Genomic DNA, 15,873 nt, shown 5'->3' on the forward strand with positions numbered 1-15,873 from the left:
AAAATAAGGCCATGTTCAATATCGCCACCGTCCCCAAGCCCGCCGGACAAGGCCTGAGCCAGGACGGGCTCAGCCTCCTGACGCCGGGCGAATTGCTCAGCACCCTGCAACTTCCCACCCCAGCCTGGACGCAGGACTGGGCCGCGCTGGCACAGACCTGGAACAACCTGCCGCCGGATGCCCACCTGAAAGACGGCGGCCACTACCGCAAACGCCGCCACGCCTGTTATGTGCAGGACATGGCCACAGGCGCGCTGGTGCAGACGCCGCACCGCGCCCACTGGCAGCCGACCGACTACAACGCCCTGCACGGCGGCTTTGAGCGCTGGTTCGACCCGGTCGAACCCAGCGTGGCTGCAGCACCAGCATGGACCCAACTCATCAGCGCCTTTGGCGGGTTGTTCGCAGGTGTTCAGGCTGTGCCAGAGTGGTACGTCGAAGCGCACCAGTTCCGCATCGACACGGTTGGCGGCGTGGGCCGGCCGACGCCTGAAGGCGCGCACCGCGACGGAGTGAATTTTGTCGTTGTGCTGCTGGTGTCGCGTCATGGCGTGAAGGGTGGCGAAACGCGGGTGTTTGATGCCAACGGCCCGCACGGCGTCCGTTTTTTGATGCAGGAACCCCTCACCGCCCTGCTGCTGGACGATGCCCGCGTGATCCACGAAACCACGCCCATCCTCCCTGCTGATGAAGGTTCACCCGACGGCTACCGCGACACGTTGGTGCTCACTTACCGCGCTGGCGGCTTTCAGGCACCCTGACCGCGGCGCTGCCGCCAGCAATCATCCGGACTATTCACCTTCCGGGGCCTTTTCAGGCTCCGGGCAAAAGTCCGCTTGACGAAAATACTTTAAACCTAAACAATTAAGGCAGTATTCAATTTAGACAGAAACCAGAAAGCCACAAGCATGCGCATCCTTTGTCTGGGCGGTGGTCCCGCAGGTCTGTATTTCGCCCTGCTCATGAAGCTGCAAAACCCGGCCAACATCGTCACGGTGGTCGAGCGCAACCGCCCTTTCGACACCTTCGGCTGGGGTGTGGTGCTGTCGGACCAGACGCTGGGCAACCTGCAGGTTGCCGACCCGGTGAGTGCAAAACTCATTGGCGACGCCTTCAACCACTGGGACGATGTCGAGGTGTTTTTCAAGGGCCGCAGCGTACGCTCTGGCGGCCACGGTTTCTGCGGCATAGGCCGCAAGCGCCTGCTCAACATCCTGCAGGAGCGCTGCATTGAACTTGGCGTAGACCTGGTCTTTGAAACCGACGTGCAGGACGACCAGGCCATTACAGCCCAATACGACGCCGACCTGGTGATCGCCAGCGACGGCCTCAACAGCCGCATCCGCAACCGCTATGCCGCCACCTTCAAGCCCGACGTCGAGTTGCGTGCCTGCCGCTTCGTCTGGCTGGGCACCCACAAGACTTTTGACGCCTTCACATTCGCCTTTGAGAAAACCGAACACGGCTGGTTTGCCGCGCACGCCTACAAGTTCGACGACAGGACCTCCACCTTCATCGTCGAGACACCCGAAGCAGTCTGGAAGGCCCATGGCCTGGACCAGATGAGCCAGGAAGAAGGCATCGCCTTCTGCGAACGCCTGTTCGCCAAATACCTGGACGGCAATGCGCTGATGAACAACGCGACGCACGTGCGCGGATCGGCGATCTGGATACGCTTTCCGCGCGTGGTGTGCGAGCGCTGGGTGCACCATGAAACCGTTGCAGGCAAAAATGTGCCTATCGTGTTGATGGGCGATGCTGCGCACACCGCGCACTTCTCGATTGGCAGCGGCACCAAGCTGGCGCTTGAAGACGCGATTGAACTGTCACGCTGCTTTGCCGATGGCACAGGTACCGATGAAGCGCTGCAGGCTTATGAAGCGGTGCGTTCGGTCGAGGTGCTGAAGATACAGAATGCCGCCCGCAACTCCACCGAATGGTTCGAGAACGTGGGCCGCTACAGCGGCATGGATGCCGAGCAGTTCTTCTATTCACTGATGACACGCTCGCAGCGAATCAGCCACCAGAATTTGGGCGTGCGCGATGCGTCATGGCTGCAGGGTTATGAGCAGTGGCTGGCGAAGTCGAATGGCAAGCCGGCGCCACCGCCCATGCTTTTGCCCTTAAAGGTCAGGGACGTACAGCTCAAGAATCGCATTGTCGTTTCACCGATGGCCACCTACAGCGCCATTGACGGTATCCCCCAGGACTTTCATCTGGTGCACCTGGGCGCGCGCGCACTCGGTGGTGCGGCCATGGTCTTCGTCGAGATGACCTCGCCCAACCCCGAAGGCCGCATCACGCCGGGCTGCCCTGGCCTGTGGAATGAAACACAGATGCTGGCTTTCAAACGCATCGTCACCTTTGTGCACGCGTCAGGCGAAGGCGCGAAGATCGCCCTGCAGATCGGGCACAGCGGACCGAAAGGCTCGACACAGGTGGGTTGGGAAGATTCCGACGAGCCGCTGCTGTCGGGCAACTGGCCGCTGATGGCTGCCAGTGGGGTAGCGTATGGCCCGACCAACCATATGCCCAAGGCCATGACGCGTGAGGACATGGACACGGTCAAGGCACAGTTCGTGCAGTCCACGCGTTATGCCGCAGAAGCCGGTTTCGACTGGGTCGAACTGCACTGCGCACATGGCTACCTGCTGTCGAGCTTCATCACGCCTCTGACCAACCTGCGCACCGACGAGTATGGCGGCAGCCTTGAAAACCGTTGCCGCTATCCACTCGAAGTTTTTGAAGCCATGCGCGCCGTGTGGCCCGCACACCTGCCCATGAGCGTGCGCATTTCGGCACACGACTGGGCGCCCGGCGGCAACACGGCAGACGACGCGGTCGCCATGGCCAAAATGTTCAAGCAGGCCGGGGCGGACTTTATCGACGTTTCCTCGGGCCAGACGACTCGTGACGCCAAACCGGTGTACGGCCGCATGTACCAGACGCCTTTTGCGGACCGCATACGTAACGAGGCCGGCATACAGACCATCGCCGTCGGTGCGATTTCGGAGGTCGACCACGTCAACAGCATCATCGCGGCAGGCCGTGCCGACCTGTGCGCCATCGCCAGGCCTCATCTCGCCGACCCGGCATGGACCTTGCACGAGGCCGCCAAACTGCAGAGCCGTCACGTGGCCTGGCCCAAACCCTACCTCAGCGGACGAGACCAGATGTACCGCGAGATTGCAAAACAGCAGGAGCTTGCGGCATCAACCGCGCAGGTGCCCGCAGCCATCAAATAACACTCACAGATTCAGGCAACAAGGAGCACACCATGGACATGGAAGCACGAGGCCACAGCGAACACCCCGAGGCATTGCGGCTCTGGCTGCGCATGCTGACATGCACGCAGCTGGTTGAAAAGCAGGTGCGCAGCCAGCTGCGCGAACAGTTCGACACCACGCTGCCGCGCTTTGACCTGATGGCGCAGCTTGAGCGTAACCCCGAAGGCCTGAAGATGAACGAGCTCTCGCGCCGCATGATGGTGACGGGCGGCAACGTGACCGGCATCACCGACCAGCTGGTGGCTGAAGGTGTCGTCGAGCGGGCGGGTGTTGAAGGCGACCGCCCCGCCTACCGCGTGCGCCTGACCGCACGCGGCCGCAAGGTGTTCGGCGAGATGGCGCGCCAGCATGAAGCCTGGATAGTCGCCGCTTTCGAATCACTCTCTGCGCGCGAGGTGGAGTCACTGCACAAATTGCTGGGCAAGGTCAAGCAGCACCACAACGCACAGCAACTGGACAAACTGGAAACCATATGAAGCATTACATAGGCCCCAACAACCCCATGCACGCCCAGTTCGATGCGTTTGCGGGCTACCAGGCAAAACACTTCGCCTATGCGTTTGATGCAGGCGTGGCCACCCTCACACTGAACCGGCCTGACCGCAAGAACCCGCTGACCTTTGACTCCTACGCCGAGCTGCGCGACCTGTTCCGCGCACTGAACACCGCCACCGACGTGAAAGCGGTTGTCATCACCGGCGCAGGCGGCAACTTCTGCTCTGGCGGCGATGTGCACGAAATCATTGGCCCGCTCACCAAAATGAGCATGCCCGAGATGCTGGAGTTCACGCGCATGACAGGCGATCTGGTCAAGACCATGCGCCTGTGCCCGCAACCCATCATTGCCGCCATAGACGGCATCTGCGCCGGTGCGGGCGCCATGATGGCGCTGGCTGCAGACATGCGCCTGGGTACTGCGCAGGCCAAGACCGCGTTCTTATTCACACGCGTCGGGCTGGCCGGTGCCGACATGGGCGCCTGCGCACTGCTGCCGCGCCTGATCGGCCAGGGTCGCGCGTCCGAGCTGCTGTTCACCGGCCGCGCCATGAATGCGCAGGAAGGCCTGCAATGGGGGTTCTTCAATTCGCTGCACGAGCCTGATGACGTCCTGGGTGCAGCACAGAAGCTGGCCGCCGACCTGGCCAGTGGCCCGACCTTTGCGCATGGCATGACCAAGACCATGCTTCACCAGGAATGGGCCATGACGCTGGACCAGGCTATTGAAGCCGAAGCCCAGGCACAGGCCATCTGCATGCAGACCAAAGACTTCACCCGCGCCTACGAAGCTTTTGCCGCGAAACAAAAACCTGTTTTCATGGGCGATTGACGACATGGTGCCCTCTACCTCACATCTATCGCTGCCCTTCTTTGACGATGTGCATCGCGGCATCGGCCAGCGGTTGGCCGCGTGGATACCGCAGCAGCATATTGACGAAAGCGATGACCGCCTGGCCTGCAAGGAGTGGGTGCAATTGCTGGGCGCCAGCAACTGGTTGCGTTACTGTGTGCCAGCCGGTTCAGACGGCAAACTTGGGGGCGCATTGCCAAAGCTCGACTCAAGAGCGCTAGTCATACTGCGGGAAACACTCGCCTTCCATTCGCCATTGGCCGACTTTGCATTTGCGATGCAGGGTCTGGGCAGTGGGGCCATCACGCTGGCCGGTACGCCCGCGCAGCAGGCTGCCTACCTGCCTCTGGTGGCGAGCGGAAAGAAAATTGCAGCCTTTGCACTGAGTGAGCCCGACGCAGGCTCGGACGCGGGCGCCATGTCTACCAGCGCCGTCAAGGTCGGCGATGAATGGACCATCAACGGCAGCAAGACCTGGATCAGCAACGGCGGCATCGCAGACTTTTATGTGACCTTCGTAAAAACCGACCACGCAGCTGGAACGCGCGGCATCACAGCTTTTATAGTGGATGCGAACGCGCAAGGCCTGGACACCAGCGAGCACATTGCTGTCATGGCACCGCACCCGCTCGCCACGCTCAAATTTGCCAACTGCAAACTGGATGCAGCCACGCAATTGGGCGCATTGCATGGCGGGTTCAAGCTGGCGATGCAGACCCTGGATATTTTTCGTGCCTCTGTGGCAGGTGCGGCTCTGGGCATGGCCCGCCGCGCACTGGCCGAAGCTGTCAGCCATTCAAAACAGCGAAAGATGTTTGGCCAGACGCTGGCTGACTTTCAGCTCACGCAGGCAAAGATCGGTGAGATGGCCGCGCTGGTCGATTCAGCCGCGTTACTCACCTACCGCGCTGCCTGGTTTCGTGACGAGGGCGAACGCACGGGCGCCAACACACGTGTGACGGCCGAAGCGGCAATGGCCAAAATGACCGCCACCGAAAACGCACAACGCGTGATTGACATGGCGCTGCAGATGCATGGCGGCCTGGGCGTCAAGGTCGGCACCAAGGTTGAGAGCCTGTACCGCGACATCCGGTCGCTGCGTATTTACGAGGGCGCGACCGAAGTCCAGCAACTGATTATTGGAAAGGCCGTGTTGCAATCATGACCCGAACTTCCGCCGCCTGCCCATCGGCGCAGCCAGACCACTTCGTGCATGACAGGCTGCCCCCCGCCGCGCAATGCGCCGAGATGCTTTACAGCCTGCCGGAGCTGCAGATACCCGCACAGGCCAACCTGGTTGATGTTCTGTTTGACAAGGCTGCTTCGCGCAAGCTGTCCAGCAAGGCTTTTCTGCGCTCCGACAAATTGACGCTGAGTTATGGTGAAGCGGCGCAGCAGGTGGCGCGTATCGCGCAGGTGCTGACGGAAAACCATGCATTGGTGCCCGGCAACCGTGTACTGCTCAGGGGCGGCAACTCGATTGCGATGGCGCTGGCCTGGCTGGGGGTCGTCAAGGCGGGTCTGGTGGCTGTGGCCACCATGCCACTGCTGCGTGCCAAGGAACTTGGCGAAGTGATTGAGAAATCGCAGGTGTCGTTTGCGCTTTGCGATGCCTCGCTGCTTGATGAACTGCAGGCAGCGCAGACGCAGGGTGAAACACTCAAAACCGTTGTGGCATTCAATGCGCCGCAACAAGCGGAGTCACTCGAAGGCCTTGCGACCGCGAAAACCGGTAATTTCACGCCCTGCCTTACCTCAGCTGACGATGTGGCCATGATGGCTTTCACATCGGGTACCACCGGCAAACCCAAGGCAGTGGTGCACACACACCGCGATGTGCTGGCAGCCTGTGAGTCGTGGCCGCACCACATCCTGCGCGCCGCGCCCAACGACATCGTGATGGGCTCACCGCCGCTGGCTTTCACCTTTGGCCTGGGCGGCCTGTTGCTGTTCCCGATGTGGGCCGGCGCCTCGGTGTATTACCCCTCCATAGCTTACACGCCGGAAGCCATGGTCAAGCTCATCAACCAGGTGGGCGCCACCATCTGCTACACCGCACCCACGTTCTACCGGCAGATGGCTGCATTTGCCAAGCAGCTTGGCACACCCACATTGCGTACCTGCGTCAGCGCCGGTGAAGCGCTGCCCGATGCCACGCGCCAACTCTGGAAGGACGCGACCGGCATGGAAATGACCGATGGCATTGGCGCCACAGAGATGTTTCATATCTTCATCTCCACCGACCCGGCCAGCCCGGATGGCGTTCGGCGTGGCGCTATCGGCAAGGTGGTGCCAGGCTATATGGCCAAGGTGGTTGACGACCAAGGCCATGAAGTTCCGCGCGGCACGGTGGGCAAACTGGCTGTCAAGGGCCCTACCGGTTGCCGCTACCTGGACGATGAGCGCCAGGGCAACTATGTGAAGGACGGATGGAATTACCCGGGCGATGCTTTCATGCAGGATGACGACGGCTACTTCTTCTATCAGGCGAGGGCTGATGACATGATCATCACCGCCGGCTACAACGTTGGTGGCCCCGAGGTGGAAGATGCCCTGCTCAAGCACCCTGCAGTGGCTGAGTGCGGTGTGGTCGGCTTGCCTGACGATGAGCGCGGCATGATCGTCAAGGCCTTCATCGTGCTGAAACCCGGACAGAAGGACGGCGCAGAAACAGTCAAGGCATTGCAGGACCACGTGAAGTCATCATTGGCCCCATTCAAGTATCCGCGCCAGATCGAATTTGTCGATAAACTGCCGCGTACCGAAACCGGAAAGCTGCAGCGATTCAAGCTGCGTACGCCATGATATTCACCATAGCGCGGCAGATCCGCTTTCATCATTGCGACCCCGCGGGCATTGTTTTTTTTCCGCAATTTTTCTACCTGCTCCATGAGGCAAAGGAAGACTTTCTCGCGCATATTGGATTTCCGCAGCACGAGATGATCAAAGGTGGCTTTGGTACACCCATCGTGGATATCAAAACCAGCTTTCTTGGCATGTGCCGCTATGGCGATGAAATCACCATCAGCGTGTCGATTTCAAAACTCGGAAATTCAAGCCTGGGCATGGACTACGAAATCCATTCGGGCGGCCAGCCACGTGACGCAGCGGGCGCACTGAAACTCAAGTCGAACTCGGTGCTCGTGTATTCAGTGCTGCCCGATGGGAAGCCGGTGCGCATTCCTGATGAGCTCAGGGCTGCCATGCTGCCCTATCTGCAAACAACTCCATGACATCCAGAAGAGACACAACAACATGAAAAAACTGCAACCTCCAGGCTGGGCCGAACCCAGGGGCTATGCCAATGGCGTGATGGCGCGTGGTACGCTTATTTTTGTGGGCGGCCAAATCGGCTGGAACGCAGACCAGAAATTTGAAACCGATGACTTTATTGCACAGACGCGGCAGGCCTTGCTGAACATCGTTGCCGTTCTGAAAGCCGGTGGCGCGGGACCCGAGCACATGGCCCGCATGACCTGGTATGTCGTCGACCGTGTTGAATATGTGGAGAGGCTTAAAGAACTGGGCGTCGTATATCGCGAGGTCATGGGTAAAAACTTCCCCGCCATGACATGTGTCGAAGTAGCCGCACTGGTTGAAGAGCGCGCAAAGATCGAGATCGAAGTGACAGCAGTCTTGCCTGACTAGGCTTTCTTCCGGCTGCGCGCAGTTGCAGCAGAAACCAAAAAAGGCAGCTATGGCTGCCTTTTTTTGCTGCGTTGCCAAGGTATGGCTATTTGGCGGTGCCCGTCGCTTCAATCGTCACGCGGCGATCAGGCTGCAGGCACTGGATCAGCTGTTCGCGGCCAAGGCTGGCGCTGCAGTCCTTGCTGACAGCATCGCGCTTGCCTTTGCCCTGTGCGACTGCCGCAGCTGACTTGACGCCGAGCGACTCAAGGTAGGCCTGCACGGTTTTGGCTCGGGCTTCCGAAAGCTTGTCGTTGTAGTCGTCCGAACCCAGACGGTCGGTATAACCCAACACCGTGAGCGTCTGTATGGACTTGTAGGCCTTGAGGCGCTGGGCAACATCATTGAGGCGCTGCATGCCGCCGGGAATCATGTCTTCGGCGCCTGATTTGTCGAACTTGAACAGGGTGTCTGTGAGCAACACATAGGTTTCGCGGCTGATTGGTGCAACTGCAGCCACCCCGGCGGCAGGCGTTGCATCCCTCGCCGTCAAAACACCAGCCCGTGGCTGGACGCAACTGTCCGCTTCGATTTTCGCCCGGCGCAATGCGTCTTCGACCATCTGGATGTGCGGAGTTGCTTGACGCCAGCCGGTCTGTTCATCTGCATGGCCAGCACGCACCAGACGGACCTCGGCACATGCAACCGTTCGGGCATTGCAGGCCATGGATGCCGGCTGGTTCTTGTAGTTACTGAGCTGGGCCCACAGATCGTCGCGCAGCTTGGAGCTGCGTGCGACCAGGGGTGTATCGAGACCGGCGCGGGCTGTTTTGTCGGCCTCGAGAGCCTGGGCAATCTTCACCGCTTCGGTCATCGACTCTTCAATATATCCCGACCGATCATTTTCGTGGTACTGGCTTCTGGCCGTATCCAGCCAGCACTGGGCTTTTGCCAGTGAGTAACTGTTCTGCGGTATGCCAGCTTCATTGAGCTTGCGCAGGCGTTGCTGAACACCTTCAAGTGTTTGCCTGTCCTGGATGATGCGCTCATCGGTGATGCGAAGCTGCTGGGGCGTCAGCCCGGTGGCTTGCGCATACGCTGCAGGCGCTTCGTTTTTGCTGCCGCCCGATGAGCAGCCAGCCAATACCGCAGCAGCAACGAGCAACAGCGTTGCAGGACTGCGAGGGGCGATTGAATAGTTCATGGCCATCCTCAACACGGTTAGGGTTTCATCACGTTAGGGTCAATCGTCTTGTTGGACGATGCGTCGTTCTTTTTGAACAGGTCTTCGTCAAACTTGTAGCGCAGGCCGAGTACCCAACCGCGGTTGGTGTAGTCGTTGCCGGTCAGGCCCGCTGCGGTGCCAGAAGATGCAAAACCACGCCAGTTGTAGCCCAGGGTCGCGTAAAGGTTATCCATCACGACATAGCCCACTTCAAGACCGTAGGCGTACTGCACGTCACCGCCGGTGCCTTGCAGCCTGGAGAAAATCGCACCAAGCGACCACTTGTTGGTGACGTCGTAGGTCACGCGGCCGCCGAGCAACTGGGCCCGGTAGCTGTCATTGATGGTACCGAGCAGCAACTCGTTGACGTTTTTATAGGCATAGCGGCCGGAGATCCACCAGGCGCGGCTGGGGTGGTAGTTGCCCCGGAAGCTTATGACATCGGTCGTGCTGTTGATCTGCGTCGCGCCCGGGCTGCTGTTGCGCTCATCCTTGCGCTCGTAAAGGCCCAGTGCATCAAACTTGTTGTTATCCACGGGGCGATAGGCAAACCCGACCTGGAAGCGACTTTGCAAGGTTTTGGCACCCAGCGCAGTACGCGGGTTGACGATGCTTGCGTATTCACGCGCCAGCAAGGTCCAGTCGCTGTCGAGCTTGCGTGCAGTGCCCGCCGTCACCAAAAAATTGGTGTTGTTGGCATCTTCGCGCCACTCAACCCGGCCGGAAGATTTCCATATCGGGCTGGCCGTATATTCAAGACCCACCGCCGCTGAAGATGCATTGCCGCTGGTAGCGGCGAGACGCTCCAGATTGGTGGTCATGCGAACACCCTCCGCCAGGCGCCAGCCGTTACGCAGACCCAGCGCACGCTGAACTTCCTTGCCAGAACCGCCATCACGCAGGCGATATTCGCTGTAAAGCGCTCCATCCTGCATGTACTGGGTGTCGATACCCACGGAGAAAGCGTCAGAGACAGGTCCAACGCCCAGGCCGTAGGCACCGCTGTACTGCGTGGCGCGCTCATAACGGCTGTAGAGACGGGTCTTGTCCGCAACACGCCAGTCGGCGCCCAGGCGATACAGGCCCGAGCCATTGCCACTGAATTCACGCTGGGTTTCAGCAGATACATTCAACCGATCAGTGACGGCCCAACGTGCGCCCAGGCGGTATAGATTGGTGGGATCACTGCCGGTGACATTTTGCAGCTCGCCATCCAGTGTCAGGGAATCAGTCACCTTGTAGGCGGCGCGGGCAAACAGGGAAGTGCGCTCAAGACTGGTCGGTGCGCCCGGGACATTGTTGATGCCCACATTGCAAAGTATGGGCAACCCGGTGGCCGGGTCGATGGACTGGTTGCCCACCTGGCTGATGCCGTAGCCGGTGTTGTAGCCCGAAATCGCACCTGCAGCTGTTGTAGTTCCGGTTGTGATGTTGCTGCAGTTGGTGGCTGTCGTCTGAGCCAGGCTGATGGAGTTCTGCTCGACCCGACGTACACCGCCACCAATGGTCAGGCGGCTGGATATCTTGAGGTCAATGGCTGCGGAGCCCTGCTCGTTCAGACTCCCGGATAGGCTGTCTTTTGACGTCAGGTACTCGCCCGTGATACTCAAGGCCGGCGTAACGCGATATGCACCCGACGCGCCATATTCGGTCCTGCCGCCTGTGAGGCCCGAAGATGCGTTGTTGAAATCCGTGCTGGAGCGCACACCGTAGGCCTTGTAACGCAGGTCGTCGTCTGCATGACGAATTTCCACACGGGCGGCACTGCCCTGCACCTCGCCAACCTTGCCGGCAAAGTTGGAACTGACATTTGTGTTGTACCCGCTCGCGTTGGTATTGACTGTGCTGTTTGTGCGTGCTACTTCGGCGAGTATCTCGGTGTTCTTGCTCAACTTGAGGGTGAGGTTGGCACCTGTCACTTCAAAAGGCGCACCGGGATTTTCATCCCGCGCACCGGCAACGCCCACACTCAGGTTGTCGGTCAATTTCAGGCGGACATCCCCGCCATAAACGAGAAACTTCGGCCCCCCGGTATTCACCTCATATGTGATGCGGATGGACACAGGATTGAGCTGGTCGTCAAAACTCGGTACCGGGGCACGAAAAACGATCTGGCCAGAGAAGGGCTCGAATTCGTAATCAGTGTTGCGGGCTACAGGCGTGACCTTGATGATGTTGGTGGTACGGTAACGGTCACGGGTCAGTATTTCGATCTTCTCAGACCCGCTGACGCCGTTAGGGTTGGATACCGAGTAGGGTCCCGATACGCCGCGCGCAGGGAATTCATCCACCACCTGCGTCAGTGCCTGCTGAGCCACAAAGCCATTGGCCGTAACACGACCTTCTTCGTAATGGCCCCGTATGCCAGGCAGCGAGCGGTTGTACTGGCTCAGCGTACGCGCAGGATTGGTATCGCCAGTCGTGTAATCGCCCAGCAAAAGGTAGTTGAGCTTGTTGTCAATCCGGACGTAAAGCTTGCCCGAGCTCTGGGCGTCAACACCGCGAATGCTTGAGTCGCCATAGACCGGATAGAAGGCGTTCGGATCAATGTCCTGGAACAGCTTGATCCGGGTGTCTTTGTCGGAATCGTATGCAAGTGTTAAAAGGTATTCGCCCTTGACCTTCCCCTTGAGGTAGACAGCCGCGCGTGCACCCAGCTTGGTTTTGCCACCATTGAAATCCTTGGTGAAGCCCTTGAGCTCATTGTCGAAACCGTCATTTTCCCGAACCGGAGTGATCTGCTTCGGATCAAACTTGTCCGACCGCAGACGACCTTCGAGGAGGCCAACAGCCACGAAGTCCCTCAGGTCGGGTACATAACGGACGACGATCTTTTCCGCGACACCCTTGATGGACACCTTCAAGGTCACAGGATCGGGCTTGAAAGGCGCGATCAGCTTGAACTGCAAGGTGCCGTTCTTGACCACATACTGGACGCCGGGGGTAATTCTGTCGATATCGCCGCGGTCCGCACCCGACTCCGAAGTTCTGCGGCCAGGCATCAAAACGCGCGCGCCACCGTCGACCTCAATCGTGACTTCGACATCTGCCGTGATGCGCTGGTCATCCTTGCCAAAAAGACGCAACTGGACATCTGTACCCGTTACGCCGTCGGCAGTCAGGTTATCCCCGTCCACCTTCAGGCTGATTCTGGTGACGGGCGAACTGAGGCGCTCAAGGAACGATGTAAAGGGGCGTGGACCTATGCCCTCCTGACCTCCTGTTTCAAACAGACTTTTTGACTCGGGAACATCTGCACTTGTCGTATTGGCTGCAGGCTGGGCCAATGCCAGACCCTGCGCGAGCATGACCGCGATGGCGACCGGCGTACGGCGCAGCATCACTCCATCGGAAAAGCAGGGCTGCTTCATCTTCTTCATTGCACAACCCCCGGATTCGAGGGAGGGACTTCTCGCTGTACTTCACCCGGGCGATTCCGGGTTTGCAGTGGCAGCCCTTTTTCTGTTTCAGGGGCAGTAACGCCTCCCTGGGCACGACGCGCCTTCACCTGGTCAAGGACTTCAGGGCTGCAGGAACCCTCGATGAAGTCAGCGCGTGCAAGCTCACCGCCTTTGAGGTCAACAAAGAGGCTGTCACCCACACCGGCATTGCGGTTGCTGGATGGAACCATGCGCGAACCCTTGGGCAGCGTGGTCCGGTCAACTTTCACAACATGGGTTTGTGGCTTGACGCCGCAAACGCTGTATTTACCTTCCGAATCCGTGATGAAGAAGCTGCCATCGAGCATGACCAGCCGCACCCCGGGTATACCGACCTCACGGCTGCCACCGGTGTTGTTCTGTATGCCATTGCCGTCGCAATCGACATAGACCTTGCCAGCGATACATCCATCATTGGTGAACACGCCACCCAGAACATTGACCTTGAATCTGGCGATATTTGATTCGGCCACAAATGCCCCATTCGGGCCCACACCATTTCCGGTAGCTTTCGCGCTGTTAATGCCATCACCCTGCTGGGAACCCACGCCGAGGCGGACGAAGTATGTCAACTCGGCGGTCTCCTGGCCGTTGATGGTGCCAATAGCGAAACTCAGGTCGCGCCCAACACCACCGGCAGGGTCAGTCAGCGTCGTCGTACCCAGTCGGGAGGTGCCGAGAATGTAGCGGAATCCAGCCGGCAGGGAATCTGCGACTTTCACACCGGTGATGGGCACCAGCGTGGTATTGCGCACCCGGATGGTGTACTGGACAGAATCACCCAACTCTGCCGAAGTCTTGTTACCTGTCTTGCTGATAAGCAAGGCACCAAGGGCGGGTTTCGCACCGGGGTCCAGTGGAATATGGTTGAAGTAAATGTTGGCCGAGGTCGCCGAAAGGTTGAACGACAGGTAGTACGTGGTGGCCTGCCCAACCTTGGGGGGGCCTGACTGGCTCTGAACAAAGATGTCGGCGCCTGCCGGCACTGGCGACTGCGGGAAAATACCCGGCGTTATCGAGCTTGCCGAGAAGCCGGCAGGCGGCGTTACCTGAATCACATAGTTGCCGGCAATGAACGGAGAAGATCCATCTGCTGCGTTCTTGAGCAGGTATTCATAACCACCCGGCTGTCCGCTCGGGCAGGCAGGAATGTCCCCCACGGCACCACCCGTGGCGCAAGTGTTGATGCCGCTGACCAGGTTTTTACCTGGGACAGCAACCATCTGGCCATTGGTGCCGTACGGCCCATAGAGCGTCAGGATTGCACCGTTCAGCGGCTCACGCGTATCTGTGCGGTACACCACACCGCTCGGGTCAATCGGCAAATTCTGGTTAACGGTGTTGTCGCCGGCATAAAGGCTGACACCCGAGATGCTCAGACCGTAGGTGCCGCCGCTGACACCGGTCTCCACCACAGTGCTGGCGTTATTCTGATTGCCATTGGAAGTCACGGCACCCTGGTTGACAGGCGTGGTACCGATGGCATTACAGGTACTGGTATCGGTCGTCACCGAACAGTTGAAGAACTGGAGGCTGTAACCCGATCCCGGCTGTATGCCCGTAATCTGATACTGCCCTTGCGAATTCGTGAATGCGGTGCCCACAACCACGGAAGACGAATTCGTCAGTTTGACCAACACATTGGGCAGCAGGGTCTCGCCAACCTGGTAGGTACGGAAGTTGGAACCATCCCGAATACTGTCTATCCACGCAAGGCCCTTGAGGTTGGCGCCAACGCCAGCAGCCAGGACGCTCTTGTCATTGGCCGGGTTGATGTCGGCACCGCCAGACGCTGCCACAGTGGCTGTAAACGTCTGGGTAGTTGTTACGGAACCCGGTAAAGAGTAGGTTGTAGTGAATACGCGGGACTCACCTGGAGATAGCTGCCCCACGGTGAAAGTAACGGTAGTTGCAGTAGAGCTCCCAAATCCTGACGGCAAATTGACCGTCAGGGAGCCTCCACTGGCCAGTGAGCCCACATTCGTCACCGTCACGATCACCCGGTTGGTCCCTGCAACAGTGCTTGTGATGCCCCCCACAGTCGTACTGGTCGGCGGCACCAGCAAGGCTGGTGACAAAGTAAGGGTTACGGAGAGATCGACCCCTGTACCCGACACCACCGTGGTGGCCGTTTTGACGTTGTTCGCCAGATTGATGTCTGCCGTCGTGGTGGTGATGGTGCTTGTGCCCCTGACGGTGCCTGAAGCCGGGACAACATAGGTAAATGTGAAGCTGGCGCTGCTGCCCGATGCCAGCGTGGCCACCGCGAAGGTCGCCGTCACGCTACCCGCAACGATAGTACCGCCAGTCACCGCCGTCAGCGTGCCGCCGCTCAGCACAACCGTGCGTGTCACATCATTGGCGGTTGACGGCCCCAGATTGAAGAAAGTCACGGTAGCTGTCACGGTACCACCCGGTGTCGCACTGGCAGGCATCGTCAGGGTCGTGCCCACGTCAGCGTTGACTGCGGGCACATTGAAGGTACCTGTGTTGTTGGCAGGGTTGGTGTCATTCACGGCGTTCGAGGTACCCGTACCTGTGACGCCCGTACTGGTCTGCAGGAAGCTGATCGAGGCGCTGACCGTGCCGCTCGGCGTGACGTTGACCACCGTCGGCGAAGTTGGGAATGTCACCACACCGGTCGCGTTGTTGTACACGCCGTTGCCAAGCAGAGCACTGGTAACAGTGACGTTGCCCACTCCCAGGCCCGGTTTGAGTGCGAGGGTAAACACCGCAGTCGTGGCCGTACCCGTAGTGCTGGTATTTACAAAACTGACCGTACCGCTGACGGTTGTACCAGGTGCCGCACTTGCCGGGAACCCGGCAAAGCTGGCGCTCATGTCGGCGGCCGTGCCCAGCACGCTGAACGTGCCCGTGTTGTTGGCGGCGTTGGTGTCGTTCAGCGCCCCTGTCGTGCCCGTTCCTGTCACGCCCGTGCTGGTCTGC

At 59.6% G+C, this 15,873-nt stretch carries 10 protein-coding genes and 1 pseudogene; 8 read left to right on the plus strand and 3 right to left on the minus strand.

Going from position 1 to position 15,873, the window contains the following annotated elements; genetic code table 11:
- Positions 1-11: 11 nt before the first annotated feature.
- From HYX42_RS18725 to HYX42_RS18760, 8 genes are all read left to right on the plus strand, one after another.
- Positions 12-761 carry a 2OG-Fe dioxygenase family protein gene (locus HYX42_RS18725; RefSeq protein WP_293405956.1) on the plus strand — a complete coding sequence of 250 codons (750 nt, stop codon included), beginning with the start codon at positions 12-14 and terminating at the stop codon, positions 759-761.
- Between the two features lie 147 nt (positions 762-908).
- Positions 909-3,245 (plus strand): bifunctional salicylyl-CoA 5-hydroxylase/oxidoreductase, encoded by a 2,337-nt coding sequence (locus tag HYX42_RS18730; RefSeq protein ID WP_293405958.1) that lies wholly within the window; start codon positions 909-911, stop codon positions 3,243-3,245.
- Positions 3,246-3,277: 32 nt separating this feature from the next.
- On the plus strand, positions 3,278-3,763 hold the full coding sequence (locus HYX42_RS18735; protein ID WP_293405960.1) for a MarR family transcriptional regulator: 486 nt from the start codon (positions 3,278-3,280) through the stop codon (positions 3,761-3,763).
- A complete protein-coding gene (locus tag HYX42_RS18740; RefSeq protein WP_293405962.1) occupies positions 3,760-4,614 on the plus strand; it encodes an enoyl-CoA hydratase family protein in 855 nt (284 codons plus the stop codon). Before HYX42_RS18735 ends, HYX42_RS18740 begins: the two co-directional genes overlap by 4 nt.
- 4 nt (positions 4,615-4,618) lie before the next feature.
- Positions 4,619-5,800, plus strand: coding sequence for an acyl-CoA dehydrogenase family protein (locus HYX42_RS18745; RefSeq protein WP_293405992.1), 1,182 nt, complete (start codon positions 4,619-4,621; stop codon positions 5,798-5,800).
- Entirely contained in the window at positions 5,797-7,440 is a 1,644-nt protein-coding gene (locus HYX42_RS18750) for an AMP-binding protein (protein WP_293405964.1), read from the plus strand. Before HYX42_RS18745 ends, HYX42_RS18750 begins: the two co-directional genes overlap by 4 nt.
- On the plus strand, positions 7,437-7,868 hold the full coding sequence (locus tag HYX42_RS18755) for a thioesterase family protein (RefSeq protein ID WP_293405966.1): 432 nt from the start codon (positions 7,437-7,439) through the stop codon (positions 7,866-7,868). The genes HYX42_RS18750 and HYX42_RS18755 overlap by 4 nt, the downstream gene beginning before the upstream one ends.
- Positions 7,869-7,890: 22 nt before the next feature.
- Positions 7,891-8,283, plus strand: coding sequence for a RidA family protein (locus tag HYX42_RS18760; protein WP_293405968.1), 393 nt, complete (start codon positions 7,891-7,893; stop codon positions 8,281-8,283).
- Positions 8,284-8,368: 85 nt separating this feature from the next.
- On the opposite strand, the gene HYX42_RS18765 is transcribed toward HYX42_RS18760, so the two are convergent.
- The 3 genes and pseudogenes from HYX42_RS18765 to HYX42_RS18775 all read right to left on the minus strand — a co-directional run.
- On the minus strand, positions 8,369-9,466 hold the full coding sequence (locus tag HYX42_RS18765) for an OmpA family protein (protein ID WP_293405970.1): 1,098 nt from the start codon (positions 9,464-9,466) through the stop codon (positions 8,369-8,371).
- A 17-nt stretch (positions 9,467-9,483) separates the two neighbouring features.
- The gene (locus tag HYX42_RS18770; RefSeq protein ID WP_293405972.1) at positions 9,484-12,867 is read right to left on the minus strand and encodes a hypothetical protein; all 3,384 of its coding nucleotides are present in this window, start codon (positions 12,865-12,867) and stop codon (positions 9,484-9,486) included.
- Positions 12,864-15,873: pseudogene (locus tag HYX42_RS18775) on the minus strand (hypothetical protein); the annotation flags it as partial. The pseudogene HYX42_RS18775 and the gene HYX42_RS18770, both read right to left, overlap by 4 nt.

The organism is Polaromonas sp., from assembly GCF_016185115.1.
Lineage (GTDB): Bacteria > Pseudomonadota > Gammaproteobacteria > Burkholderiales > Burkholderiaceae_C > Polaromonas.

Coding starts and splice junctions, on each gene's coding strand:
- HYX42_RS18745 (WP_293405992.1), top strand. CDS start 4,619: ATGGTGCCCTCTACCTCACATCTATCGCTGCCCTTCTTTGACGATGTG.
- HYX42_RS18735 (WP_293405960.1), top strand. CDS start 3,278: ATGGACATGGAAGCACGAGGCCACAGCGAACACCCCGAGGCATTGCGG.
- HYX42_RS18765 (WP_293405970.1), bottom strand. CDS start 9,466: ATGAACTATTCAATCGCCCCTCGCAGTCCTGCAACGCTGTTGCTCGTT.
- HYX42_RS18730 (WP_293405958.1), top strand. CDS start 909: ATGCGCATCCTTTGTCTGGGCGGTGGTCCCGCAGGTCTGTATTTCGCC.
- HYX42_RS18770 (WP_293405972.1), bottom strand. CDS start 12,867: ATGAAGAAGATGAAGCAGCCCTGCTTTTCCGATGGAGTGATGCTGCGC.
- HYX42_RS18725 (WP_293405956.1), top strand. CDS start 12: ATGTTCAATATCGCCACCGTCCCCAAGCCCGCCGGACAAGGCCTGAGC.
- HYX42_RS18755 (WP_293405966.1), top strand. CDS start 7,437: ATGATATTCACCATAGCGCGGCAGATCCGCTTTCATCATTGCGACCCC.
- HYX42_RS18740 (WP_293405962.1), top strand. CDS start 3,760: ATGAAGCATTACATAGGCCCCAACAACCCCATGCACGCCCAGTTCGAT.
- HYX42_RS18750 (WP_293405964.1), top strand. CDS start 5,797: ATGACCCGAACTTCCGCCGCCTGCCCATCGGCGCAGCCAGACCACTTC.
- HYX42_RS18760 (WP_293405968.1), top strand. CDS start 7,891: ATGAAAAAACTGCAACCTCCAGGCTGGGCCGAACCCAGGGGCTATGCC.